Source organism: Xanthomonas sp. NCPPB 1062, assembly GCF_041481705.2.
In the GTDB taxonomy this organism is placed as follows: domain Bacteria; phylum Pseudomonadota; class Gammaproteobacteria; order Xanthomonadales; family Xanthomonadaceae; genus Xanthomonas; species Xanthomonas euvesicatoria.
Map to the genome: position 1 here is coordinate 1043601 of NZ_CM192987.1, position 25406 is coordinate 1069006.

Consider the following 25406-nt stretch of genomic DNA (forward strand, 5'->3'; position numbering starts at 1 on the left):
GCCTCGCTTCACCGGAGGAGCTGGCGATGACGGCGTTGCTGGACGGCCTGCGCCTGCACTGCGATGCCGCTGCCGCTGCCGCTGCGGCGCGATGCAAGGCGTGGCAGATGTCCGGAAGCGCCCGCGAAGCTGAAGGCTTAACACCCGCAGGCGCAGAATGACTGCCGGCAAGCTCCACCGCGACGTGGCGAGCTAGGATGGCCGCTTGACACGCAAACCCTGGGCGGTCACGAGTAAAGTGAGTAACATGTCACACTTAACGGATGCGCGAACCGCCTACCATGCACGGGCGGAATTTGGGGCCGCGTCTGTTTTTTCTCGTTCGAAAATTTTCACGCCTGCAGAGGCGGGGAGCCTTTGCGCATGACTTTTCAGCCCAGTCCGTCGGGACACCCGGGCCGTGACCAACGCTTGCTCGAGCAGGCCCACGACGTGTTCGTGCCGGCGCTCGCGCAGGTTTTTGCTGCTGCAGTTGCGCATTTCGACGATGTGCTGTTCGACCGTGCCGAATCCGCTGGCGCGTCGCAGTTGCTGTTTCTCGATGGCATGCGCGAATTGCGCCGCAAGCGCGAAGAGGTCGCCCGCCAGTTCCGCCAGCAGCTGGAAGACGGCTGGCAGGCGTTGGTGCTCGGCACGCCGTTGTCGGCCGAAGTGGTGCTGGCCGGCGACATGGGCAGCGGCCCGCTGAGCCTGGTGCCCGAGCACGTGCTCGAATCGCGGCTGGCTGTGCGCAATCTGGCCACGGTGCTGTTGCGCGATTTCAAACAGGTGCTGGCACGGGTGGACCGCCGCCTGGGCTGGATCGCCGGCGGGCTGGAGCTGATGGCCGACACCAACCCGATTGGCCCCGAACATCTGGGTGTGGCGATCCACGAAGCCTTCGCCACCTGCGATCTGGCGCCGGAAGTGCGACTGGTGCTGATCAAGCTGTGCGAGCGCGATCTGGCCGAGCCGATCGGCAAGTTGTACGCACGCCTGGACGAAACCCTGGCCAAGGCCGGGGTGATGCCGGAAATTTCACAGGCCAAGCGCGCGCCGCCGCGCATGCAGCCGCGTGGCGAAACGCCGGAAGAGCGCGCCCAGGTCGAGGCGCAGGGCGGTCACGCCGAGGTAGGTGGCGACGATCAGGGTGATCAGTACGCACCGGCCTGGGCCAACCGTTTCCTTGACCGTTGGGCGCATAGCCGCGGCCGCATGCAGGCTGCGACGCAGCGCGGGCATGCCGATGGTGGCGGGGCTGGCGGCATGGACGGTGAGGCCGACCATCCCGGCGGTAGCCAGGGCATGCTGCTCGAGGCGCTGCACGAGTTGCTGCAACAGACCCGCAGCGTGCGCGACACCGCCGCTTCTGCCGCCACCGTCGCGGTGGGGCAGCAACGCCCGTTGAGCCAGCGCGAAATGATGTCGGTGCTGTCGCTGTTGCAGGCCACACCCAGCGCGACGCTGCAGGCGGCCATCGGCGACGACACCGAATCGCTTGCGCAGCGATTGAAGAACGAGGTGCTTTCCAGCGCCACGCGGCTGGGCGTGGACCCGGCCACTGCAAAGCTCGACCCGATGGACGAAGACGCCATCGACCTGGTCGGCATGCTGTTCGATGTGATGCTGGACGAGCGCGATCTGGAAAATCGCTCGCGCGAAATGATCGGCCGCCTGGTGGTGCCGTTCGTCAAGGTCGCGCTGCTGGACCGCAAGATGTTCGTGCAGAAGACCCACCCCGCGCGGCGCCTGCTCAACTCGCTGGCCGAGGCCTGCGAAGGCAACAACGGCGACAGCGCTGCCGAGCGCGTGCTGATGGGCAAGGTCGAAGAGATCGTCGACCGCCTGGTGGCCGAATTCAACGAGAACCTGGCGATCTTTCTCACCCTGGAGGAAGAATTCCGCGACTTCCTGTCGCAGCACCGGCGCCGGGTGGAAATTGCCGAGCGTCGTGCTACCGAGACCCAGCGCGGGCAGGAAAAGCTCGAACTGGCGCGCAGCCGCGCGCTGTCGGAACTGGAGCAGCGTGCCCCCGAAGACGCGGGCCTGCCCAAGGCGGTGGACGACTTCCTGCGCCAGCCGTGGCTGCATCACCTGACCATGGCGATCCTGCGCGACGGCGAGGAAGGTCCCGGCACCATCGAGGCCCTGGCGCTGGCCGACGGCGTGCTGGAAGAACTGGCCGAAGCGCGCCGCCATATCGTCGGCAAGCCATGGCTGCAGGTGTGGCAGCCGGCGCTGCACCGCGTGTTCGCCAGCGTAGGCCTGCACGGGGATGCGGTGGTGGTGGCGATCACCGCCTTGCACGACACCCTGCAGGCGATCGCCGAAGCGCGCCCGGAACTGGAAAAAGCCCTGCCGGAACTGCCGCAGGTCAATCTGCCGCCACCGGCTGCCGAAAGCGTCAGCGTGGTGCTAGGTGCCGAAGCGGTCGCGCAGAGCATCGACAGTGCCGACGCCGAACGTTTCCGCGCGATGGATATCGGCACGTGGCTGGATTTTGTCGACAAGGACGGCAAGGTGCAGGCCGGCAAGCTGTCGTGGGTGAGCCCGATTTCGCAGCGCCTGCTGTTCGTCAATCGACGTGGCGTGCGTTTCTGCGTCGCCTCGCCGGAAGAACTGGCGGTGATGGTGCGCCTGGGCCGCCTGCGCGAGCACATCAACGACGGCGCTTTCGACAGCGCCATGCAGGGTGTGATCGATCGTCTGGATCCGTTGCAGAACAACAGCACGGTGCACTGAGCGGTCCCACGCGCATGGGGAGCCGCTGCGGCGTCCGTAGACATGTGGCACGCGCGCGCTGCACTGGCGTCGTTGCCGGTACCGCCGGCAGTGGCGCCGCGCTCTGCTAGCATCGCCGCGACTGGGCGCAAGACCGGAGCAACGCATGGCTGTGCAGGTGCTGGTGCTGAAAGAACGGGCCGCTGGCGAACGCCGCGTGGCCGCGACGCCGGAAACGGTCAAGAAACTGGTCGCGCTCGGTGCCGGCGTGTGGATCGAGTCGGGGGCCGGCCTGGCCAGCAGCATGGACGATGCCGCGTATCTGCAGGCCGGTGCGCAGCTTGCCGGCGCCGACGCCGTGGCACAGGCCGAGATGGTGCTGTGCGTGCAGGCGCCCTCTACCGGGACCTTGCTTGGCTGCAAACCGCACACGGTGGTGATCGGCATGCTGGCGCCGGACACGGATCCGGCGCGCGCGCAGGCCTTTGCCGCGCGGCAATTGATCGCGTTTGCCCTGGAGCGCCTGCCGCGCACCACGCGCGCGCAATCGATGGATGTGTTGAGCTCGCAGGCCGGCATGGCCGGCTACAAGGCGGTGCTGATTGCCGCGCAACTGGCGCCGCGCTTTTTTCCGATGCTGACCACTGCGGCCGGCACCATGCGCCCGTGCAAGGTGTTGGTGATCGGTGCGGGCGTGGCCGGCCTGCAGGCGATCGCAACGGCCAAACGGCTGGGCGCGCAGGTGGAAGGCTTCGATGTGCGGCCGGAAACGCGTGAGCAGATCGCCTCGCTGGGTGCGCGATTTCTGGACCTGGGCGTGAGCGCTGCCGGCGAAGGCGGCTACGCGCGCCAGCTCAGCGACGACGAACGCGCCGAACAGCAGCGCCGTTTGGCCGAACATCTCACAGGTGTGGATGTGGTGGTGTGCACCGCAGCGGTTCCGGGCCGGCCGGCGCCGAAGATCGTGACCACCGAGATGGCGCGTGGCATGCGCGCCGGCAGCGTGATCGTGGATCTGGCGGCGGAAACCGGCGGCAATTGCGCGGCCACCCGCCCGGGCGAAACGTATGACCTCGACGGCGTGGTCATCGCTGGCCCGCTCAATCTGGCCAGCCAGGGCGCAGTGCAAGCCAGCGAGATGTTCGCGCGCAACGTGTACGCCTTCGCCGCCTTGTTGATCAAGGACCGTGCGTTGACGCTCGACTGGGACGATGAGTTGCTGGCGAAGACGCGGTGGTCGGCGCCGGCGCCGACCACCGCGTAGGCGTCGCAGAAAGTTCGGTGCGTGCAATGCGGCAAGGGCAGCACGATGCGCATCGCGAGCCGTCGTCGGTCCGGCGCTGAAGAGCGCTCTTTCAAGCAGGTTGAGATTTGGCGCGGTCAGGGATTTCGTGGTTGTCCTTGCGACCAGCGACGCCACCGATGCCAGCACGGGTGCTGGCATGCATCTGGTTGCCGCGACGTCATGCAGCTGCGTGCGCTACACACACTTACGCGGCCGCGCGCGCGGGGTGCGCAGGGTGCGCGTCGCTGCAGCGACTGGCCCTGGCATGCTGCAAGATGCCAAGCGCGACGGCTGGATCATATCCAGCGCCCATCGCAACCCTGCGCGGCGCCTGAGCAAACGCAATCCGCTGCTGCGACCGCTGCGCAGTGCTGGGAAACGTCAGTCCTCCACCGGCGGATGCTCGCGCAACCAAGCGCTGCGCTCGGCCGGGCTCATCTTCTGCCAGCGTTGCTGCAGTTCGTTGCGCTGTTGCGGGTTGAGCGTGCGCATGCGGTCGAACAAGGCCTTGGCCTCGCGGCGTTGCTCCGGACTCATGTTGCGGAAGCGGTCCATGCCGGCCTTGGCCTGCTTGCGCTGCTCGGGCGTCATGTCCAGCCAGCGGCGGGCGTGCCGGTACATCCTGGGACGTTCTTCGGGCACGTCGTTCCAGCGCTCGCGCAGCGCATCGATCATGACCTGGCGCTGCTGCTTGGTCAGTTGGTCCCACTCGGGCATGGGCGTCTCGTCACGCGGACCTTGGCCGCGTGGGCCAGGCGCGTCCATGGGCGGACCCGGGGGAGGAGGTCCGGGTGGGCCGTCCTGAGCCAGCGTGGAGGCGCATGGCCCGGTGCACAGCAACAGGGTCAACAGCAGGCGGGTGGTGTGGGTCATCGTGCTTATTCCATGGCCAGGGCGGTGTCGGAGCCGAGCCAGACATACAGGTCCGGGTTCTGGGCCAGCAGGTCGTCTGTCTCGGTGGTGGCGCTGGTGCTGGCAACCGGCGAGGTCGGCGCGGTGCCAGAGGAGACGCTTTGGCTCGGATGCAGCTGCAGGCCGATGCCGATCGCCAGCAGGCCCGAGCACGCGGTGGCCAGCAACCAGTAGCCACGTCGGCTGCGCGTCGGGGCCGCGGCGTGGCGGGCCTGGCGCAGGCGCGCCAGGGTTTGCGGCGGCAGGCTGGTCAGCGCGGTGGCGTGCAGCTGGCGCAGCTGCGCATCCAGCCGGGCGGTGTCGTGGGAGCGGTTCACAGGAAATCCTCGAACTGTTTTTGCAACGCGTCGCGCGCGCGCGACAGGTGGGTTTTGACCGAGCCTTCGGAGCAGCCCATCGCCTTGGCAGTGGTGGCCACGTCCAGGTCCTCGAGCACGCGCAGGGTGAAGGCTTCGCGCTGGCGCGCCGGCAATGTGCGCAATGCATCGACCAGCCGTTGGTAGGCCTGTCGATGCTGTTGTTCGTCGACCGGTCCGGTGCCGGGGTCGGCCCAGTCGATCGGACCTTCGTCGTCGGCGCGCTCGGCCGGTGCCCAGAACTTCAGACGAAAGCTGCGTCGCCGCTGCAGGTCGATGATGCGGCTGCGCAGGATGCTCCAGAACAGCGGCGTCCATTCCTCGGCCGGCCGTTCGCGGTAGCCCAGCAGCTTCACCATGGCGTCCTGCACGGCGTCCAGCGCATCTTCGCGGTGCCGCAATCCGGCCTCGGCAAAACGGAAGGCACGCGGCCCGATGCCGGCCAGAAATGCATCCAGCGACACCGGTGCGGTGGCGGCCGGTGCGGTAGCTTGCGGATCGAAAGGAGTTCCCACCAGCACAGCGTAGCTTCCGCGGAGACGATACGACGTCAACGGGCGAGCGCGGATTCGGTTGACAGGCGCCCGCACGGGCGTGGCGTGGGTATGATCGGCGGGCCGCACCGGCCAGTGGAGCCAGAGACGATGAGCGACGGATTCGTAGCGCTGTACATCTTCATGCTGGCGGCCATCGCCGGCCATGTGATCATCTCGCGGGTGCCGGTGATCCTGCATACGCCGCTGATGTCCGGTTCCAACTTCATCCACGGCATCGTGTTGATCGGGGCGATGGTGGTGCTGGGGCATGCCGACACCACACTGGAAAAAGCTCTGGGATTTGTCGCAGTGGCGCTGGGCGCGGGCAACGCAGCGGGCGGTTATGTGGTGACCGAGCGAATGCTGGAGATGTTCAAGTCCAGCAAGAAGCCGCCGGGCGGGGATGCGCCATGAACGTGTCTATTGCCCAATTGCTGTCGTGGCTGGTGAAGTCGAGCTATCTGGTGGCAGCGACCTTGTTCCTGCTCGGCCTGCAGCGCATGGCCTCTCCATTGAGCGCGCGCAGCGGAATCCGCTGGGCCGGGCTGGGCATGTTGATCGCCACCGTGGCCACGTTCTTCCTGCCCGAGCTGCACAACGTGCCGCTGATCCTGGCGGCATTGGCGATCGGCACCGGCGTGGCGTGGGGGTCGGCCAGGAAGGTCGCCATCACCGACATGCCGCAGATGGTGGCGCTGTACAACGGCATGGGCGGCGGCTCGGCGGCGGCGATCGGTGCAGTGGAGCTGCTGCGGTTTTCGTTCTTCGCCAATCGCGACACGGCGCACTGGAGCGCGCAGGCGATTGCGCAGCTGGCGGCGCGGCAGCCGGACACCACCACGGTGGTGCTGGCGGTGATCGGTTCGGCGATCGGGGCGGTGTCGCTGTCGGGGTCGGTCATCGCGTGGGCCAAGCTCGACGGCCGGCTGGACCGGCGGGTGACCTTCCCCGGTCAACAGGTGTTCAATCTGGTGGTGGCCGTGGCGGTGCTGGCCCTGGCCGTCTGGGCGGCGAGCAGTCTGCAGCCGTTGGCGATCATTGCGTTCTTCGTGGTGGCGTTGGCCTTGGGCGTGCTGATGACGCTACCGATCGGCGGTGCCGACATGCCGGTGGTGATTTCGCTCTACAACGCGTTTACCGGGCTGGCGGTGGCGTTCGAGGGCTATGTGCTCGGCAATGAGGCATTGATCATCGCCGGCATGATGGTCGGCGCCGCCGGCATCTTGCTGACGCGGTTGATGGCCAAGGCGATGAATCGGCCGATCGGCGGCGTGCTGTTTTCCAACTTCGGCGGTGGCGGGCAGGCGCAGGAAATCAGCGGTGTGCAGAAGCCGATCGAGGCCGGCGATGTGGCGGCGATGATGGCCTTTGCCGAGCGGGTGGTGATCGTGCCCGGCTATGGCATGGCAGTGGCGCAGGCACAGCACAAGATCTGGGAGCTGGCGCAGCGCTTGATGGCGCGCGGGGTCAAGGTGAAGTTTGCGATCCATCCGGTCGCCGGGCGCATGCCCGGGCACATGAACGTGCTGCTGGCCGAGGCCGGTGTGCCCTACGATCTGATCGCCGACATGGACGACATCAATCCGGAATTTGCCAGCACCGACGTGTCGTTGGTGATCGGTGCCAACGACGTGGTCAATCCGGTTGCCAAAACCGATCCGGCCAGCCCGATCTACGGCATGCCGATTCTGGACGTGGTCAATTCGCGCAACACGGTGGTGATCAAGCGCGGCAAGGGGACGGGCTTTGCAGGCATCGAGAATGCGCTGTTCTACGCCGACAACACGCGCATGTTGTACGGCGATGGAGCAGAAGCCGCTGGTGCGCTGGTGAGCGAATTGAAAGCGCTGGATGGCGGCGGGCATTGAGTGCTGGTGTGTCGTCAGGCGCGCTCGGATGCTTGAGGCAACGCACGGTCGGTCGTGTCCTGTTGCGTTACAGGGGGGCGCTTACACGTGCGGATCAACGCCAGGGTTAGTCGAAGGCGCGGTGCCCTCACCGCTTGCGGGACACGCCGTCAATCCGTGCCTGGAGGCTCGATGGCGGCATCGATGCCGCCAACGGTCCCGCAATCGGCCAGGGCACCGCGCCAGACAGTTTGCTGATTGCCTCGTTCAAGAACAAAGGCACCGGGTTGGACAGTTTGCGAGCTGCTCTTTTGAACGCTACGCACCCCGACCAACGTGACTGGTCCTTGCCCGCCCACCGTCGCGGGACCCTTGGCGGCATGGATGCCGCCAAGGAGCTTACAAGGACGTACTTGCAGCGTGGCTCGCGATGGTGGGCGGGCACGGATCCTGCGGCAAACGCGCAGCGCTTTCCGATGTATCTCTGATGGGAGCGATGGCGCTTGACGAGCACCGGCGCTCGAATCTGTGCAGCTGACGCGTCAGCTTCAACGACGTGCGATGTTGGCTACTGAAACAATCGCGCCTGGCTCAACGCGCCGCCCACCACGCCACCAACAGTGCGGCGGCGTAGCACAGCAAGTCGAAGCCGTTGTTGGCCAGTTGCAGCAGCGTCCAGGCCAGGCCGGTGCCCATCTTCTGTGCCGAGGTCCACGGGTCCAGGCCCAGCGGTCCGCCCAGTTGCGCCGAGGCGATGCCCCAGTTGGCGCCCGCGATGATCAGCGCCGTCGCCACCATGGCCACGCCGATGCGCAGGCGGCCTGCATGCAGGGTGCCCAGGCGCAGCATCCAGACGATCTCCAGTGCTGCGACCACGGCCATCCAGCCGGCCTGGTTGCCCAGGGCCAGGGCGATGAGCAGCCAGGCGATGAGGGCGGTGACGCATCCCAGCAACAGGAGCGGGGGCCAGAGCCAGTGGGCCGTTCTGGCGGATGCGGTGGTGGGCGGCATTGGAGCTCCTGACAGTGCGCACATGATAGAGCGCGCGCCGGCGTTTGCGACGCACGCCACGCCACGACAGTGCGGCTGATGGAATGCAGCGTCGTTCCCGGCTGGCGCGGTGGCCGGCGGCGGTGGCGTCGTGGTCGGCTAGAATGGCCGACTTGCGCGCGACCTGCGCGGCCCCATATCCAGCCCATGTATTCCCGTAGCAGCGAACCCGTCCAGTTCGAACGCGATTGCGATGCCGTCATGGTGCCGCAGGGCGATTCGGTGACCCTGCCCGCAGGCAGTTACGGCTATATCACCCAGGCGCTGGGTGGCAGCTATACCGTCTTTGTCGAAGGCAATCTGTTCCGCATTGCCGGCAAGGACGGCGATGCGATCGGCAAGGAGCCGCCGCCGGGGCTGGAACTGCCCGCCAATGCCAGCGACGAAGAGGTGGAAGCGCTGGTGTGGCAGCAGCTGCGCACCTGTTTCGACCCGGAAATTCCCTTCAATATCGTCGATCTGGGCCTGGTCTACGAGGCGGTGGTCAGCCATCGCGAGGAAGACGACCAGCGCCGGGTCGACGTCAAGATGACCCTGACCGCGCCCGGTTGCGGGATGGGCGAAATCCTGGTCGACGATGTGCGCAGCAAGGTCGAGATGATCCCGACCATCGCCGAGGCCGACGTCGAGCTGGTGTTCGACCCGCCGTGGGGCCGGCATATGATGTCCGAAGCGGCCCGTCTCGAGACCGGCATGCTCTGATCGTCACGCGCCATGTCCACGATGTGGCGCTGCGTCCTTTCGCCCGCCATACAGGAATCTCCCGGTGTCCGTGTCCTTCGCTTCCACCCGTTCTCCGTCGCCGCGCAGCGCCGACGAATTGTCCGTGATCCTGGCCGCACCCGGTTTCGGGCTGCATTTCACCGACCACATGGTCGCCATCTCCTGGAACAACGAGCAGGGCTGGCACGACGCGCAAGTGCGCGCGTACGGCCCGCTGCAGCTGGATCCGGCAGCGTCGGTGCTGCATTACGGCCAGGAGATCTTCGAAGGCATCAAGGCCTACCGGCACGCCGACGGCTCGATCTGGACCTTCCGTCCGCAAGCCAACGGCGAGCGCCTGCAGCGGTCGGCGCGCCGTCTGGCGCTGCCGGAATTGCCGGTGGACCTGTTCGTCGAATCGCTGCGTCAGCTGGTCGCCGTGGACGGCAATTGGGTGCCGTCGGCGCCGGAGACCAGCCTGTATTTCCGCCCGTTCATGATTGCCGATGAGGCCTTCCTGGGCGTGCGTGCGGCGCACAAGGCGTCGTACTACGTGATCGCCAGCCCGGCCGGCCCGTATTTCGCCAAGGGCGTGGCACCGGTATCGATCTGGTTGTCCACCGAGTACGCACGTGCGGCCAAGGGCGGCACCGGTGCGGCCAAGTGCGGCGGCAACTACGCCGCCTCGCTGTTGCCGCAGCAGAAGGCCTATGCCCAGGGCTGCTCGCAGGTGTTGTTCCTGGACCCGGTGGAAGGCAAGTACGTCGAAGAACTCGGTGGCATGAACGTGTTCCTGGTCTACAAGGACGGCACGTTGGTGACCCCGGAACTGTCCGGCAGCATCCTGGAAGGCATCACCCGCGACAGCATCCTGCAACTGGCCCGCGACCGTGGCATGCAGGTGATCGAGCGCAAGGTCGCCATCGACGAATGGAAGCAGGGCGTGGCCTCGGGCGAGATCACCGAGGTGTTTGCCTGCGGTACCGCGGCGGTGGTGACCCCCATCGGCGAGCTGAAGGGCGAGGGGTTCGCGGTGGGCGATCTGTCCGCGCCGGCGGGCGAGGTGACCATGTCGCTGCGCCAGGAACTGACCGATATCCAGTACGGCCGCGTGCCGGACCGCCACGGGTGGTTGGTGCGTTTGTCGTAAGCAGACATATTCGTCAAACAAGGGCCTCCGTGTGTCAGCACGGGGGCCTTTTTGTTTGCGCAACAGCAAAAAGACCCTTTTTCGCCTGGGAACCGGTCGAATTCAGCATGAGTCAAGTGTGATTGAAGTCACGCAATGACATTTTGATTTCGAAAATTACCAACTCCGTATTGTCCAGTTCGGTTTCTTTGGGATAGGTTCGCTGAACGGATCGATAACAGGGGCGGTCCGGGGCACTGGGCCAGTCGCCATCGCGACGGTTTCGGAACTACCGCTTCGGCGGTTCTCTTGACTGGAAGGGAATTCGATGTCTAACGCGTCGTTTCGTCCGCGCCACCGTGCGCTCTGCATCCTGGGTGCTTCGGCACTTACCTCGCTGTTGCTGGCAACGCCGGCATTTGCCGGCGATGTCTACCTGGGTGGCCTGGCCACCGCGCAGACCCACCAGAAGTTCATCGTGACCTACAAGGACGGCAGTAGCGCCCTGAGCAGCCCCAGTGTGTTGACCACCTCGTTGCGCACCGCTGCACGTGCGTTGCCGGCCAAGGCCGGCAAGCCGCTGGGCCTGAACAGCGTGCGTCGTCTGGCCGTGGGACCGGAGCTGATTCAGGCCGACCGCGCGCTGGATCGCGCCGAAGCCGAAACCCTGATGCGCCAGCTGGCCGCCGACCCCAACGTGCAAAGCGTGGAAGTGGACCAGATGCTGTACCCCACGCTGACCCCCAACGACAGCCGCCTGTCCGAGCAATGGGCCTTCGGCACCACCAACGCCGGGCTCAACATCCGCCCGGCCTGGGACAAGGCCACCGGTGCCAACGTCGTGGTTGCGGTGATCGACACCGGCATCGTCAGCCACCCCGACCTCGACGCCAACATCCTGCCCGGCTACGACTTCATCAGCGATGCCACCGCCGCGCGCGACGGCAATGGGCGCGACAACAATCCTGCCGACGAAGGCGACTGGAACTCGACCAGTGGGTGCGCCACGTCCAATTCCAGCTGGCACGGCACCCATGTCGCCGGCACGGTGGCGGCGGTGACCAACAACACCACCGGCGTGGCCGGTACCGCGTTCAACGCCAAGGTGGTGCCGGTCCGCGTGCTGGGCCGTTGCGGCGGTTCGCTGTCGGACATCGCCGATGCCATCATTTGGGCCTCCGGCGGCACCGTCAGCGGTGTGCCGGCCAATCCCAACGCGGCCGAAGTCATCAACATGTCGCTGGGCGGCGGTGGCACCTGTTCGTCCACGATGCAGAGCGCAATCAACGGCGCCGTCTCGCGCGGTACCACGGTGGTGGTGGCGGCCGGCAACAGTGCCGCCAACGTGTCCGGTTCGTTGCCGGCCAACTGCGCCAACGTGATCGCAGTGGCGGCCACGACCTCGGCCGGTGCCAAGGCCAGCTATTCCAACTACGGCAGCGGGATCGACGTCTCCGCGCCAGGGTCGGGGATCCTGTCCACGCTCAACAGCGGTACCACCACGCCGGGCAACGCCAGCTACGCTTCGTACAACGGCACCTCGATGGCGGCGCCGCATGTGGCCGGCGTTGTTGCCCTGGTGCAGTCGGTGGCGCCCACCACGTTGACGCCTGCCGCAGTGGAAACACTGCTGAAGAACACCGCACGCGCCTTGCCGGGCGCCTGTTCGGGCGGTTGCGGTGCGGGCATCGTCGATGCCGATGCGGCAGTGACGGCGGCCATCGCCGGCAGCAGTGGCGGTGGTGGTGGCGGAACCGGCAACACCTTGACCAACGGCACGCCGGTGACCGGCCTGGGTGCAGCCACGGGCGCGGAGTTGAACTACACCATCACGGTGCCGGCCGGCAGCGGCACGCTGACGGTGACCACCAGCGGCGGCAGCGGCGATGCAGACCTCTACGTGCGGGCCGGTAGCGCGCCCACCGACACCGTCTATGCCTGCCGTCCGTATCTCGATGGCAATGCCGAAACCTGCAACATCACTTCGCCGTCGGGAACCTATTACGTGCGGATCAAGGCTTACAGCACGTTCTCCGGCGTGACCCTGACCGCCAGCTACTGACGCTGGATCGCTGCACGCGTTCCCTGGCATGACCGCCAGGGAACGCGCCTTCCTCGCTTCAACCCCATCTGCGATACCTCGCCCAGGTCTGCCGTTTCGGCAGGCGCAGGCGACGTGTTGCCGCTTGGCCGGAATGGACACCGGCCAGTCGCCCCGACGGGCCTGGCGCCCGTGCAGTTCCGGCTCCGAACCGCAGCGTGCGGCAACGAGCCGGCCCTCTCGCCGCAGCTGCGGTACCTCTCCAATAAGGAACGATCGATGTCCAATGTGTCGCAACGTCGTGCGCCCACGCGCGCGCTGGTAGTCCTGGGTGTTTCCGCGCTGACCTCGCTGCTGGCCGTGCCGGCGTTTGCCGGTCAGGTCAATCTGTCCGGGTTGGACTCGCAGCCCACCCTGGACCGCTTCATCGTCAAATACAAAGACGGTTCCAGTGCGGCGGTTAGCCCGACCTCGATGCGCGCATCGCTCAATTCGGTTGCCGGTGCGATGCCGGCACGCGCCGGCCGTGCGCTGGGCCTGAACCACGTGCGCCGCACGGCGCTGGGTTCGGAAGTGCTCAAGACCGACCGTGGCCTGGACCGCGCCGACGCCGAAACCCTGATGCGCCGCATCGCCGCCGACCCTAGCGTGGACTACGTGGAAGTCGACCAGATCATGTACCCGGTGCTGACTCCCAACGACACGCGCCTGTCCGAACAGTGGGGCTTCGGTACCTCTTCCTCCAGCATCAACGTACGCCCGGCCTGGGACACCGCCACCGGCACCGGCGTGGTGGTGGCCGTGATCGACACCGGCATCACCAGCCATCCGGACCTCAACGCCAACGTGCTGCCGGGCTACGACTTCATCAGCGATGCCACGCGTGCACGCGACAACAACGGGCGTGACAGCAATCCGGCCGACCAGGGCGACTGGACCACGGCCGGCCAGTGCGGCAGCGGTACGTCGGCCGCCAATTCCAGCTGGCACGGCACCCATGTGGCCGGCACCATCGCGGCGGTCACCAACAACAGCACCGGCGTGGCCGGTACCGCGTTCAACGCGCGCATCGTGCCGATTCGTGCGCTGGGCGCATGCGGCGGCGCGACCTCCGATATCGTCGATGCGATCGTGTGGGCCTCGGGTGGCACCGTGTCCGGCGTGCCGGCCAATGCCAACCCGGCCGAAGTGATCAACATGTCGCTGGGCGGCAGCGGCAGCTGCTCGAGCAGTTACCAGAACGCCATCAACAGCGCGGTGTCGCGCGGCACCACCGTGGTGGTGGCGGCCGGCAACAGCAATGCCAACGTGGCCAACTTCACCCCGGCCAGCTGCGCCAACGTGATTTCGGTGGCATCGATCACCTCGGCCGGCGCGCGTTCGAGCTTCTCCAACTACGGCACCGGCATCGATATCTCCGCGCCGGGTTCGGCGATCCTGTCGACCTTGAACAGCGGCACCACCACGCCGGGTTCGGCCAGCTACGCCAGCTACAACGGCACCTCGATGGCGGCCCCGCACGTGGCCGGCGTGGTGGCGCTGGTGCAGTCGGTCGCCAGCCGTCCGCTGACGCCTGCGGCGGTGGAAACGCTGCTGAAGAACACCGCACGTCCGCTGCCGGGCGCCTGCTCGGGCGGCTGCGGCGCGGGCATCGTCAACGCGGCCGGCGCGGTCAGCCAGACCCCGTAAACCTGCGCCGACGACCGCGATGCCGGCGCGATGCCGGCAATGCGTCGGGTCTTTTCCGACGCCGGTGTCGGTGCTTTGAAACCTGCACTGCCCCGCTCTACGCGGGGCAGTGTGCGTTCGGGAAGCGGTAATGGCCGCACCGCCGGCCAGGGCCGCCAGCGCTGGCTGAATGAAGCGCGTGCCAGCACGGCATGGCTGCCTTCAGTGCGCCCGGTAGCACGCCGATAGCCAGCCCACGTGAGGCATGCAACATCTGCATGCACGCGCAACGGGCACGGCGCAGCGCAGTGGCTTCAGTGCGTTGCCAACCGGGTTGCAAGATCCTTGGGGAGGGATGGAGTCATGCCGTATCACTCAGTGGGCGCACTGCGCCGCGTTGCATTCGTCTGTGCGTTGTCCTGCACGTTTCATGCCGCCGCTGGCGAGGTCAGTCTGCAAGGATTGAATTCCAGCAGCACCCATCAGCGCTTCATCGTCAGCTACAAGAACAGCGTCGGCAGCGGCCGGGCGACCGGGTTGTCTGCGCCATGGGGCGACATCGCGCGTGCCGTGCCGCAAGCGCGCGGGAAGGCGCTGGGCCTGTCGGCCACGCGCCGGCTCAGTGGCGGGCCGATGTTGCTGGTGGCCGACCGCAAGCTGGACCGCCTGGATTCGGAAAGCCTGATGCGGCGCCTGGCCGCCGACCCGGCGGTCAAACGCGTGGAAGTGGACATCCTGATGCGGCCACTGCTGGTTCCCAACGACCCCGGCGTGCCGCAGCAGTGGGCGATGGGCGCGACCGCCGCCAGCCTCAACATCCGTCCGGCCTGGGACCGTTCCACCGGCAAGGGCATCGTGGTGGCAGTGATCGACACCGGCATCACCAATCATCCGGACCTGGCAGCCAATGTGCTGCCCGGCTACGACTTCATCGTTGATCCGGCCACGGCGCGCGATGGCACGGCGCGCGATGCGAACGCGGCCGACCAGGGCGACTGGGCCGCGGCCAACGAATGCGGGCCCGGAGCGTCGGCGTCCAATTCCAGTTGGCATGGCACGCATGTGGCCGGCATCGTGGCGGCGGTGGGCAACAACGCGGTGGGCGTGGTCGGTACCGCGTTCAACGCCAGGATCCTGCCGTTGCGGGTGCTGGGCCGCTGCGGCGGCTACATGTCCGATATCGCCGATGCGATCGTGTGGGCGTCCGGCGGCAAGGTCTCCGGCGTGCCGACCAACCCCAATCCGGCCACGGTGATCAATCTGTCCTTGGGCGGTACGGGCACCTGCTCGGCGACGTTGAACAACGCCATCACCGCAGCGGTCACGCGCGGCAGCGCGGTGGTCGTGGCCGCCGGCAACAGCAATCTGGACGTCTCCACCAGCGTGCCGGCCAATTGCGCCAACGTGATCGCTGTGGCGGCCACCACCTCGGCCGGCGCCAAGGCCGGCTTCTCCAACTTCGGCAAGGGCGTGGATATCGCCGCGCCCGGGCAATCGATCGTGTCCACGCTCAATACCGGCACCACGGCACCGGGCAATGCGGCATATGCGGTGTACAGCGGCACCTCGATGGCGGCGCCGCATGTGGCTGGTGTGGTGGCGTTGATGCAGTCGGTGGCCCTGAATCCGCTGCCGCCGGCAACGGTGAAAGCCCTGCTCAAGGCCAGCGCGCGGCCCATGCCGGTCGCCTGCACGCAGGGCTGCGGGGCAGGGCTGGTGAATGCCGATGGCGCGGTGGCGGCGGTGATCGAGTCGACCACCTTGGCCAGGAATGTGGCACGCACCGGGCTGAGCGCAGCGCTTTCCGACTCGCTGTATTACCAGGTCAATGTGCCGGCCGGCACACGTTCGCTCAAGGTCACGCTCGCCGGTGGCAGCGGCAATGCCGACCTTTCGGTACGGGCCGGTGCGTTACCGACCGACGCCGCGTACAGCTGCCGCAGCGTGTTGCCGGGCAATGGCGACAGCTGCACGCTGGCCGCGCCGGCCGCGGGCGTCTATTACGTGCGCTTGAAGGCAACGCTGGGCTTTTCCGGCGTCAGTGTCACGGCAGCGTATTGAGTGGTGCCGGCGCGGCGTCGTTGCCGTGCCGAAACACGCGACATGGTGTTGTGGTGCGGCAGTGGTGCATGGGTGAAGTGCGAAGACACTGGCGGAAGATCGAAATACGCAAGCGGTCCGTCGAGAGGCATCGCGTGAGTTAAGTCCCAAACGCGTCACGCGCATGCCAAGCGGCATGCGCGCATTGCGTCTACGCGTTCACTCGCACAGCGCGCAAGCGCGTGCGGCGAGTGCATGCACCAGTTGGGTGCCGGGCAATTCCAGCAGCAGTCCGCGCTGGCCGGCGTTGATCCACAGCGCCGGTGCGTCCAGCGCGGTGATTTCGACCAGCACCGGCGCCTGCCGTTGCTGGCCGAGCGGGCTGATACCGCCGACCTTGTAGCCGGTGCGCCGTTCGGCATCGGCCACGTCCATCATGCGTGCCGACTTGCCACCGTAGGCGCTGGCCAGTTTTTTCAACGACACCCGGCGGTCGCATGGAATCACCACGCACACCGCCTTGTCATCAACCCATGCCATCAATGTCTTCAACACGGCATGCGGCGGCAGGCCCAACGCATGTGCGGCCTGCAATCCCTTCGCATCGGCATCGGCCTGATAGTCGTAAGGATGCAGCACATAACCCACGCCGGCCGCGTCCAGTGCCTTGGTGGCGCGGGTGGCCTTGCTCATGCACTCAGACCGATTCGAAGCGGTTGGCGGCCACGTTCTTGCGCACTTTTTGCGGATTCCAGATGCGGCCGTTCATGGCGATATAAACACCCGACGGCAGCGATTGCACTGCGCCCACCGCGCAACCGATATTGAATTCGGCATCCGAGCCGCGAAAGCGCGCCGGATTCAAGGCGCCGGTCATCACGATGGTCTTGTCGGCGATCGTCTGCAGCACCTTGCCGGTTTCCACCATCGAATCGGTGCCGTGGGTGATCAACACGTGGCGGGTGGGCTGGGCGGCGATGGTGGCGCGGATCAGTTCGCGGTCGGCATCGGTGATGTGCAGCGAATCCTTGCGGATGATCGGAATCACCGAAAAACGAAACGTCACGCCCAGTTCTTTCAGAATCTGTCCGATCTGCGGGTCGCCGATCTGGTAGTCCGATTTGTCGTCGAAGTAGATCTTGTCGATCGTGCCACCGGTGGTGACGATCAGGAGGTCTTCCATTGCTGCGGATCCTGTAGGGCTAACGCGGCGCAGGCCGCGCGCGGGCCGCCATGATACCGCCCGGCCAGGGGGCTGGCAGTACGTTAGCCATCGCGATAGACCAGCGGGGGGCAAGACCGGCGCCTGGCTGCCGACTATGTGGCGGCGCTGCATCCGATTGAGATGGCCTGGCGCAGGCGCACGCCGACATGCCCAAGGGTGCCTGCATGTTCGAGGGCAGCGGGTGTCGTGCAGGCTGGCGTAGCCCTGCCCCTGGCGTGCTTGCGCCAAGTCAGCGTGCAACTGGAGTTGCCACTGAATGCGTTGCTTCAGCGTTGCCCGTGCCCAGCCTCCACATGCCGCAGCGCAAAACGCAGTGTGATCCACGCACCGCTCCGCTGCGCCGGGCGCGTGTGCTACGTCACGAACTCAATAAAGAGACATTACGGAAATTGACTTGACATTTGTGCGGTCGATAGTCGGCGAGCCGTCGGTACGCATGCCGTCGGCATTCCCTTCCCGGAGAGCCTCATGAACAGGTCCTTGTTGATGTTACGCGCACTTACCTGCGCGATGGCTGTGCTGCTGGCGGGCCATGCCGCTGCGCAGACGGTGACGATCACGCCCACGCAGACCTACCAGACGGTGCGCGGGTTCGGCGGCATGAATGGCGCCGGCTGGATCAACGACCTGACACCGGCGCAGGTGGATCTGGCTTACGGCAGCGGCACCGGGCAGATCGGGTTGTCGATCCTGCGCATGCGCATCGACCCCTCCAGCTCAGGCTGGGCCACCCAGGTGCCGACGGCAACGCGCGTGCATGCGCTGGGCGGGCTGGTGTTCGCAACCCCCTGGACGCCACCGGCTTACATGAAGTCCAACAACAGCCTGACCAATGGCGGCAAGCTGCTGACGAACTATTACGGCGCCTACACCCAGCATCTGCTGGATTTCGCCAATTACATGTCGGGCAAGGGCGCGCCGCTGTATGCGATTTCCCTGCAAAACGAGCCGGATTGGCACCCGGATTACGAATCGGCCGACTGGAGCAGCAGCGACTTCGTCAATTATCTCGTGAGCCAAGGCAGCAGGTTCGGCAGCCTCAAGGTCATCGTCGGCGAGTCGGTGGGGTTCAACTTCTCCATCACCGACCCGGTCCTCAACAACGCCACGGCCAATCAGGCCACCTCCATCGTGGCCGGCCATCTGTATGGCGCAAAGCCGCGCGACTATGCCTTGGCGCGTAGCAAGGGCAAGCAGGTGTGGATGACCGAGCATTACACCGACAACACCGATGGCAACGCATGGCCGTCGGCACTGGGAGTGGCCAGCGAACTGCACGCCAGCATGGCGGCCAATTTCAACGCTTACATCTGGTGGTACATCCGGCGTAGCTACGGGCTCATCAGCGAAAACGGCGCAGTGAGCAAACGCGGCTATGCAATGTCGCAGTTCGCACGCTTCGTGCGGCCAGGGTCGGTGCGCGTGGGCGCCACTGAACACCCGTACAGCGATGTCTCGGTGACCGCCTACCGCACGCCGGACAACAAGTTGGTGGTGGTGGCGGTCAACACCGGCAGCGGCCATCAGCGGCTGGACCTGACGCTGCCCTCCGGCACTGCCACGCAGTTCGCCAAATACAGCACCTCGAGCACGCTCAATGTCGGGTTCGGCGGCAACTACAGCGTGGTCAACGGCAAGACCTCGCTGTATGTCGACCCGCAGAGCGTGGCCACGCTGGTCGGAAACTGACAGCGGCCGCCGAAACGCCGCACGTCCTCGTCAGGTGGCGTGGACGGCGCGCTCGGGCCAGAGTGGAGGCTGTGCATGCCACCTGATCGCCGGCCGCGTTCGCCTGACGATGATCGAAGTTGGTGTCGTGGTTGCCTTGGGGTAGTCGCGGCTGACCACCTCGGCTAGCTGCATGCGCAGCTGCATCGCGCAGCTGCGCCTACGGTTTGATCGGCTCGCCGATCAACGTGGCGGGCGCTTCCTGCCCAAGCGCGCCGCCATGCCGGGACCACCTACCAGGCCCACCACGGCCAGGGCGAGCAGTAGTTCCATCCACGCCATTCCACGTGCCTGCGGCTGGCTCCAGGCGGCCATGACGCCGTGGCTGAACCAGCCCAGCGCAAACACACCGGCCCAGAAGCGCGCACGCGCGCTGCGCACTGCCAGTACACCGGTCAGCGCGGCCGGCAGCACGAACACGATGAGCGCGGCCAGTGGGCGCGGGTCGTCGTGGAACCACACCGCAAACAACGCCGCCAGCGCCAGCAGCGCAGCGCTCAGCAGCCAGTGCGTGGCGCGCACGCTCACGGGGTTGCCAGCCGCCGTGCGACATCGGCCACCCGGCGGCCCAGCGCACGCGCCAGCAGCGCTTCGTCCTCGCTCGGTTGCGGGTCGCCGCCAGCGCCGGAGACATGGCTGGCGCCATAGGGCGTGCCGCCACTGGTGGTATGGCTGAGCGCAGCTTCGGTAAACGGAATCCCCACGATCAGGCAACCGTGATGCAGCAGCGGCAGGTGCATCGACAGCAAGGTGGATTCCTGTCCGCCATGCATCGACGCGGTAGAGGTGAACACGCCAGCCGGTTTGCCGGCCAGGGTGCCACTGGCCCATTCGGCGCCCAGGCTGTCGAGGAAATGCTTCATCGGTGCGGCCATGTTGCCGAAGCGGGTGGGGCTGCCCAGCAGCAGGCCGCTGCAGTCGGCCAGATCGGCGCGGTCTACATAGGGCGCGCCCTCGTCCGGGACCGGCGGGGCGCTGGTCTGGGTGACCGCAGCCACCGGTGGGACGGTGCGCAGCCGCGCGCTCATGCCGGGCACTTCGCCGATGCCGCGTGCGATCTGCCGCGCCAGCCGCGCCACCGAACCGCCCCGGCTGTAATACAGCACCAGAATCTCCGCCATCGTGTCGTTGCCGCCTGTGTGAGTTGCCGCAGTATCGGCCAAGCCAGCCTGTTGCTGCACGCCGCAGCTGCGGCAAGGCCGCGATGACGGCGCATCGGGTACCCTTGCGCGATGTCGCGCGTGAACAAACTCCACCAATGGAAAGAACGTCTGCGCGACCGCGCGCGGACGGTGAGTTTCGGGCGCTTTCTGTGGCGCCGCTTCCTGGACGACCGGCTGTTCCAGGCCGCCGCCTCGCTGGCCTACACCACCGTGTTCGCGCTGGTGCCATTGGCGATCGTGGTATTCGGCGTGCTGTCGGCGTTTCCGGCCTTCAACGAGTGGAAGGACGCGCTGACCGACTTCATCTTCAACAATTTCGTGCCAGGCGCGGCGCGCTCGGTACAGAACTATCTCAATCGCTCGCTGGAAGACCTGGGCAAGTTCACCGTGGCCGGCATGGTCGCGCTGGTGGCCTCGTTGCTGATCACCCTGCACAGCATCGAACAAACCTTCAACAGCATCTGGCGGGTTGCCGCCGCCCGTCCCAAGGTGACGCGCTTCCTGATCTACTGGACGGTGCTGACGCTGGGCACGATGCTGGCTGCCGCCTCCATGGCGATGGCGGCCTACGTGTTCGCGCTGCCGCTGTTCCGCACCACCGAGGGCCAGTGGCTGGCCGAATTCGCCTGGCGGCTGGCGCCGATGGCGGTGGAGTTCGTGTGCATCGTGCTGATCTACCGGGTGGTGCCGCAGCACGTGGTGCGGCTGCGGCATGCGCTGCCGGGCGCGCTGCTGGCGGTGATCCTGATGGAAATCGTCAAATGGGGGTTTGGCTTTTACCTGGGTAATTTCCAGACCTACCAACGCATCTACGGCGCGCTGTCGGCACTGCCGATCCTGCTGTTGTGGATCTACCTGAGCTGGGTGTCGGTGTTGCTGGGCGCCTCGCTGGCCTCCTCGATGTCCGCCTTCCGCTACCAGCCCGAGGCCATGCGGCTGCCGCCGGGCTTTGAGATTTACGGCCTGCTGCGTCTGCTCGGCCGGTTCCGCCAGGCGCGCGTCCACGGCGATGGCCTGGACGAAGACCGCATCCTGGCGCTGGAGCCGATGCTCACCGACACGCTGATGCAGGAACTGCTGTGCGAGCTCAAACGCATCCGCCTGCTGCGTCGCGACGAGCGGGGGCAGTGGCTGCTGGCGCGCGATCTTGACGTGGTGCCGCTGGCCGAACTCTACGAAAACTGCCAGCTGCGCGTGCCGATCGAAGACCGCCCGTTGCCGTGCCGCGACGATGCCTACGGCCAGGCCGCCGCCGCCGCGCTGGAACAGCTGCGCCAACCCTTGCGCAGCGTGCTGGCGCAGCCGGTCGGCGACCTCTACACCCACCTTCCCGGAGATCCTCCATGACCGTGCGTCTTGTCCGCAGCGCCTGTGCGCTGCTGTTGCCACTGCTGTTGCTGAGCGCCTGCAAGCCGGCCAGCGAGGCCACTCCCGCTGCCGGCAACGGCGCTGCGCCTGCCGCCACGCCCCAGGCGCCAGCCACGCCAGCCACCCCGGCCGACCCGGCTGCACCGCCCAATAGCTCGGTGGTGCAGCAGACCGCCCAGATGCCCAGGCTCTCGCTGCCGACCGTGACCGGCGAGACCTACGACCTGGCCGCGCACCGCGGCAAATGGGTGGTGGTGAATTTCTGGGCCACCTGGTGTGCGCCGTGCCTGAAGGAAATGCCCGAACTGTCGGCGCTGCACACCATGCGCGACACCGTCGAGGTGGTGGGTCTGGCCTACGAAGACATCACCAGCGCCGACATGCAGGCGTTCTTGAAGGACCACCCGGTGTCGTACCCGATCGCCATCCTCGACCCGTACCAGCCGCCACAGGACTTCGCCACCCCGCGCGGCCTGCCGATGACCTACCTGATCGGCCCGGACGGCAAGGTCGCCAAGCAATTCCTTGGCCCGGTGACCGCACGCGATATCGAGGCCGCCGTCGGCATCACCGGCAAGGCGGGTTGATGCAGGCGGCGCGTTTCGTGGTGAGCGGGGTGGTGCAGGGCGTGTGGTACCGCGCGTCCACCCGCCAGCGCGCAGTCGCACTCGGCCTGGTCGGGCATGCCCGCAACCAGGCCGACGGCAGCGTGGAAGTGGTCGCGGCCGGTAGCGCGGCGGCGCTGGACGCCTTGGAAGCATGGCTATGGCAGGGCCCGCCGGCTGCCACGGTTGCGGCGGTCACGCGCACGGCCTGCGCGGTTCCGCCGACTGAAGACTTTGTAACTGGGTGAGCGTGCGTCACTGAAGCGGGGCAACAGAGTTGGGTTGCCTCGCCGATAACCTTGTCAACGCGATCAGGCGTGCACGGGGAATGTAATGGCCGCTCCATCTCAAGACCGCAACGACGGGCACGACCTGCCCGCGCATCGCCGCCACCGCCAGATGGCGCAGCTGGCGCCGTGGTTGTATCTCGGTGTCCTGCTGGGCAGCGGCTGGTTGTTGTTCCTGCACCCGCAAACCCGCGTGCTAGCAACCGGACAGGCGGCAACCAGCTGGCTGCTGGCCTGGATCTTTGGCGGCATCGTGATCGGCGCAGTGGTGTGGAGCCTGCGTCTGGCACGCCAGGGGCTGGGTCAGCCCTCGGCAAGCTTCCCGCTGTCGGCGCGCTTGCCCGATTCGTGGGCCGATGCCTACGCCGCACTCCTGCGCCCGGCCACGGCAGCTCCGATGGCCGCGGCCCGGCCGGACCCGGCCGGCGCCCAGCGTGGCGCAGCCTGGCATCGCTTCGGCGGCGGCATGCTCAGCGCGGAAACCTTCGACCCGAACGACGCCACCCGTGCGCCGTGGGACGGACTGGATGCGCAGTCCTGCATCCTGCGTCTGGACGATGTGCGTCAGGCCTGGCACAACGCTGCCGCCAACCGCACGCTGCAGCAGGAGCGCCGTTACTGGCTGGATGTGGTGTTGTCGCTGCTCGACCACGGCGTGATGCGCCCGCTGCAGGACGGCTACCTTCCCGACACCGCCGCGCTGCGTACCGAACGTTTCCTGCTGGGCGCCGATGCCGGCCCGATCGTGCTGTCCGAGGTGCCGGCGTTGTTTGCGCGGCGCCTGGCACTGGCCATCGAGGCCATGCCGGCCGCCCAGCGCGAGGCCGCCGGCGTGCAATGGCGCCTGCTGCAGCAATTGCATGCGCTGGTCGCCGAAGGTCGCATGCTGGACGAACGTTCGCAGGTGATCCAGGTGCTGGCATGGAATCCGGATGTGGACCTGGACCAGGTCGAAGTGGCCTACATCCTGGCCGCCGAATACCGCGAAGGCATGCGCGACTGGCTGCGCCGCGCCGCGCTGGTGCGCCTGCCCGACAGCGCGCTGCGCCTGGACGAAGTGCTGCTGTCGTCCTGCAGCCCGCTCGGTGCGCAGGCCGACGATGTGGACTACATGGAAGCGATGCGCCCGCTGCATCGCGGTTTCATGCAATTGTTCAGTCAGCGCCTGAGCCAGCTGGTGCTGCAGGCCGAGCAGGCCGAACGTCAGGCCGGCCTGCACCCGCTACCGCGTGCCACCGCGGCCAGCGACGAAATCTCTCAGGACTGGGCGGCGTAATCGTCGATCGGCTCCAGCACGCCATAGCGTTCCTTGTGCAGCTTGCCGGGCAATGGCGGCAGCTGCACCAGCTCGTCGGGCACTGCGGTGTCCGGTAGCCGGTCCAGCAGATCGCGGATCAGGCTCAGGCGGCCACGCTTCTGGTCGTTGAAATCCACCAGCGTCCACGGTGCATCGGGCGTATGCGTCGCCTCCAGCATGCGTTCGCGCGCGGCGGTGTAGTCGTCGTACTTGGTGCGTGACTGCAGGTCCACCGGCGAGAGCTTCCAGCCCTTGAGTGGGTCTTCGCGGCGTTCGGCAAAGCGCTTTTCCTGCTCGGCCTGGTCCACGCACAACCAGTACTTGAACAGCAGGATGCCGTCGTCGACCAGCATCTGTTCGAAACGTGGCGCCTGCTCCAGGAACAGGTCGTATTGCGCGTCGGTGCAATAGCCCATCACCTTCTCGACGCCGGCGCGGTTGTACCAGCTGCGGTCCATCAGCACCAGTTCGCCGCCCGCCGGCAGGTGCGTCACATAGCGCTGGAAATACCACTGCGTGCTTTCGCGGTCGTTGGGCTTGGGCAGCGCCACCACGCGACACTGGCGTGGGTTGAGATGGCTGGCGATGGTCTGGATCACGCCGCCCTTGCCGGCGGTGTCGCGGCCTTCCACCAGCACCAGGGCGCGCTGGTTGGTGTGGCGCAACCAGCGCGCCATGTCCACCAGCTCCAGCTGCATCGGCGCCAGCAACTTTTTATAGGCCTTGCGTTTCAGGTGCGACATGCGCGTTCCAGCAACAGTGGAGAGCGCGCAGGCTATTGCCCCAGGCGTGGACGCAATGTCGCCAGATTGCAGGGCCTGGTGCGCGCATCCAGCTGCGCACGCACGATCTTCTCCCAGGCCGTGCGGCAGGCCGAGGTGGAGCCGGGCAGGCAGAACACGAAGCTGTGATTGGCCAGCCCGGCAAAGGCGCGCGACTGCAGCGAGGAGGTACCGATTTCTTCCACGCTGATCGCGCGGAACATCTCGCCGAAGCCAGGCATGACCTTGTCCAGCAACGGGGTGATCGCTTCCGGGGTGCTGTCGCGACCGGTGAAGCCGGTGCCGCCGGTGATCAGGATGCCGTCGACCTGCGCATCGGCAATCCAGCGCGACACGATCGCACGCATGCGGTAACGGTCGTCCGGGCACAGTGCACGTTCGTGCAGCACATGGCCTTCGTGGGTGAGGGCATCGGCCAGGTAATCGCCGGAGCGATCGTCGGCCAGCGTGCGGCTGTCGGACACCGTCAGCACGCACAGGCGCAGGGGAATGAAGTCGAGAGTGGAAGGCATGCCACAAGCCTAGCGAGCCGGGACGACCGGGTACAGCACCACGGCGTGAAGCCGCACAACGCAGCTGCTGGCGTCGGTCAGGGCAACAGCGCGGCCGCGGATCGGCTCCTCGGCCCGGCACACATCCTGTCTGGCTCGCCGTCGCGGCACATCCGTGTGCCGCTTTCCGCCAA

General features: G+C 66.8%; 24 protein-coding genes. 14 read left to right on the forward strand and 10 right to left on the reverse strand.

Features of this window, described 5'->3' with window-relative positions:
* Nucleotides 1–363 precede the first annotated feature (363 nt).
* Together pacR and ACCQ16_RS04535 are read left to right on the forward strand one after the other, a co-directional pair.
* Nucleotides 364–2721, forward strand: a complete 2358-nt coding sequence (gene pacR, locus ACCQ16_RS04530) for a PacR family protein (protein ID WP_011346511.1) — start codon at nt 364–366, stop codon at nt 2719–2721.
* Nucleotides 2722–2866: 145 nt separating this feature from the next.
* Nucleotides 2867–3964 carry an NAD(P) transhydrogenase subunit alpha gene (locus tag ACCQ16_RS04535; RefSeq protein WP_218555185.1) on the forward strand — a complete coding sequence of 366 codons (1098 nt, stop codon included), beginning with the start codon at nt 2867–2869 and terminating at the stop codon, nt 3962–3964.
* Between the two features lie 402 nt (nt 3965–4366).
* On the opposite strand, the gene ACCQ16_RS04540 is transcribed toward ACCQ16_RS04535, so the two are convergent.
* Genes ACCQ16_RS04540 through ACCQ16_RS04550 form a run of 3 tightly spaced genes read right to left on the reverse strand, consistent with a single transcriptional unit; the run spans nt 4367 to nt 5774 of the window.
* Complete coding sequence (locus ACCQ16_RS04540) at nt 4367–4858, reverse strand: DUF3106 domain-containing protein (RefSeq protein ID WP_011346513.1); 492 nt, start codon at nt 4856–4858, stop codon at nt 4367–4369.
* 5 nt (nt 4859–4863) lie between these two features.
* A complete protein-coding gene (locus ACCQ16_RS04545) occupies nt 4864–5214 on the reverse strand; it encodes a hypothetical protein (RefSeq protein ID WP_029818748.1) in 351 nt (116 codons plus the stop codon).
* Entirely contained in the window at nt 5211–5774 is a 564-nt protein-coding gene (locus ACCQ16_RS04550) for an RNA polymerase sigma factor (RefSeq protein ID WP_039417440.1), read from the reverse strand. Before ACCQ16_RS04550 ends, ACCQ16_RS04545 begins: the two co-directional genes overlap by 4 nt.
* A gap of 123 nt (nt 5775–5897) precedes the next feature.
* Here ACCQ16_RS04550 and ACCQ16_RS04555 point away from each other — a divergent pair, with 123 nt between their 5' ends.
* Both ACCQ16_RS04555 and ACCQ16_RS04560 read left to right on the forward strand, forming a co-directional pair.
* Nucleotides 5898–6203 (forward strand): NAD(P) transhydrogenase subunit alpha part 2, encoded by a 306-nt coding sequence (locus tag ACCQ16_RS04555; RefSeq protein WP_008578134.1) that lies wholly within the window; start codon nt 5898–5900, stop codon nt 6201–6203.
* Nucleotides 6200–7657 carry an NAD(P)(+) transhydrogenase (Re/Si-specific) subunit beta gene (locus tag ACCQ16_RS04560; RefSeq protein WP_046932510.1) on the forward strand — a complete coding sequence of 486 codons (1458 nt, stop codon included), beginning with the start codon at nt 6200–6202 and terminating at the stop codon, nt 7655–7657. Before ACCQ16_RS04555 ends, ACCQ16_RS04560 begins: the two co-directional genes overlap by 4 nt.
* Before the next feature lie 570 nt (nt 7658–8227).
* On the opposite strand, the gene ACCQ16_RS04565 is transcribed toward ACCQ16_RS04560, so the two are convergent.
* Nucleotides 8228–8647 (reverse strand): hypothetical protein, encoded by a 420-nt coding sequence (locus tag ACCQ16_RS04565; protein ID WP_014089469.1) that lies wholly within the window; start codon nt 8645–8647, stop codon nt 8228–8230.
* Between the two features lie 186 nt (nt 8648–8833).
* On the opposite strand from ACCQ16_RS04565, the gene sufT reads away from it, so the two are divergent.
* The 5 genes from sufT (at nt 8834) to ACCQ16_RS04590 (ending at nt 16287) form a co-directional block, all read left to right on the forward strand.
* Nucleotides 8834–9388, forward strand: coding sequence for a putative Fe-S cluster assembly protein SufT (gene sufT / locus ACCQ16_RS04570; protein ID WP_003488784.1), 555 nt, complete (start codon nt 8834–8836; stop codon nt 9386–9388).
* Nucleotides 9389–9452: 64 nt separating this feature from the next.
* Complete coding sequence (locus tag ACCQ16_RS04575) at nt 9453–10538, forward strand: branched-chain amino acid aminotransferase (protein WP_184420332.1); 1086 nt, start codon at nt 9453–9455, stop codon at nt 10536–10538.
* Between the two features lie 307 nt (nt 10539–10845).
* Entirely contained in the window at nt 10846–12579 is a 1734-nt protein-coding gene (locus ACCQ16_RS04580) for a S8 family peptidase (RefSeq protein ID WP_014089471.1), read from the forward strand.
* 258 nt (nt 12580–12837) lie between these two features.
* Nucleotides 12838–14247: a S8 family peptidase gene (locus ACCQ16_RS04585; RefSeq protein ID WP_008578141.1), complete on the forward strand. Its 1410-nt coding sequence runs from the start codon at nt 12838–12840 to the stop codon at nt 14245–14247.
* A gap of 342 nt (nt 14248–14589) precedes the next feature.
* On the forward strand, nt 14590–16287 hold the full coding sequence (locus tag ACCQ16_RS04590; RefSeq protein WP_014089473.1) for a S8 family peptidase: 1698 nt from the start codon (nt 14590–14592) through the stop codon (nt 16285–16287).
* A gap of 198 nt (nt 16288–16485) precedes the next feature.
* Here the strand turns inward: ACCQ16_RS04590 and ybaK are convergent, their stop codons facing one another.
* Both ybaK and ACCQ16_RS04600 read right to left on the reverse strand, forming a co-directional pair.
* Complete coding sequence (ybaK, locus tag ACCQ16_RS04595) at nt 16486–16959, reverse strand: Cys-tRNA(Pro) deacylase (protein WP_008578143.1); 474 nt, start codon at nt 16957–16959, stop codon at nt 16486–16488.
* 4 nt (nt 16960–16963) lie between these two features.
* Nucleotides 16964–17449 carry an asparaginase domain-containing protein gene (locus tag ACCQ16_RS04600; protein ID WP_008578144.1) on the reverse strand — a complete coding sequence of 162 codons (486 nt, stop codon included), beginning with the start codon at nt 17447–17449 and terminating at the stop codon, nt 16964–16966.
* 510 nt (nt 17450–17959) lie between these two features.
* Here ACCQ16_RS04600 and ACCQ16_RS04605 point away from each other — a divergent pair.
* Entirely contained in the window at nt 17960–19180 is a 1221-nt protein-coding gene (locus ACCQ16_RS04605) for a glycoside hydrolase family 30 beta sandwich domain-containing protein (protein ID WP_277573170.1), read from the forward strand.
* A 222-nt stretch (nt 19181–19402) separates the two neighbouring features.
* Here ACCQ16_RS04605 and ACCQ16_RS04610 read toward each other — a convergent pair whose 3' ends face one another.
* Nucleotides 19403–19747 (reverse strand): DUF2069 domain-containing protein, encoded by a 345-nt coding sequence (locus ACCQ16_RS04610; RefSeq protein ID WP_008578146.1) that lies wholly within the window; start codon nt 19745–19747, stop codon nt 19403–19405.
* Nucleotides 19744–20340 (reverse strand): NAD(P)H:quinone oxidoreductase, encoded by a 597-nt coding sequence (wrbA, locus tag ACCQ16_RS04615; RefSeq protein ID WP_033837399.1) that lies wholly within the window; start codon nt 20338–20340, stop codon nt 19744–19746. Before wrbA ends, ACCQ16_RS04610 begins: the two co-directional genes overlap by 4 nt.
* A gap of 111 nt (nt 20341–20451) precedes the next feature.
* Here wrbA and ACCQ16_RS04620 point away from each other — a divergent pair, with 111 nt between their 5' ends.
* The 4 genes from ACCQ16_RS04620 to ACCQ16_RS04635 all read left to right on the forward strand — a co-directional run bounded on the left by ACCQ16_RS04620 (nt 20452) and on the right by ACCQ16_RS04635 (nt 23918).
* Nucleotides 20452–21729, forward strand: coding sequence for a YihY family inner membrane protein (locus tag ACCQ16_RS04620; protein ID WP_008578148.1), 1278 nt, complete (start codon nt 20452–20454; stop codon nt 21727–21729).
* Nucleotides 21726–22337, forward strand: a complete 612-nt coding sequence (locus ACCQ16_RS04625) for a TlpA family protein disulfide reductase (RefSeq protein ID WP_065628016.1) — start codon at nt 21726–21728, stop codon at nt 22335–22337. The genes ACCQ16_RS04620 and ACCQ16_RS04625 overlap by 4 nt, the downstream gene beginning before the upstream one ends.
* Nucleotides 22337–22603 carry an acylphosphatase gene (locus ACCQ16_RS04630; protein ID WP_008578150.1) on the forward strand — a complete coding sequence of 89 codons (267 nt, stop codon included), beginning with the start codon at nt 22337–22339 and terminating at the stop codon, nt 22601–22603. Before ACCQ16_RS04625 ends, ACCQ16_RS04630 begins: the two co-directional genes overlap by 1 nt.
* 85 nt (nt 22604–22688) lie before the next feature.
* On the forward strand, nt 22689–23918 hold the full coding sequence (locus ACCQ16_RS04635) for a hypothetical protein (RefSeq protein ID WP_029818757.1): 1230 nt from the start codon (nt 22689–22691) through the stop codon (nt 23916–23918).
* On the opposite strand, the gene ppk2 is transcribed toward ACCQ16_RS04635, so the two are convergent.
* The gene (ppk2, locus tag ACCQ16_RS04640) at nt 23900–24682 is read right to left on the reverse strand and encodes a polyphosphate kinase 2 (RefSeq protein ID WP_008578152.1); all 783 of its coding nucleotides are present in this window, start codon (nt 24680–24682) and stop codon (nt 23900–23902) included. The two genes, ACCQ16_RS04635 and ppk2, sit on opposite strands and share 19 nt — an antisense overlap.
* Nucleotides 24683–24714: 32 nt before the next feature.
* Nucleotides 24715–25233, reverse strand: a complete 519-nt coding sequence (gene moaB / locus ACCQ16_RS04645; RefSeq protein WP_011346528.1) for a molybdenum cofactor biosynthesis protein B — start codon at nt 25231–25233, stop codon at nt 24715–24717.
* Nucleotides 25234–25406: the final 173 nt, after the last annotated feature.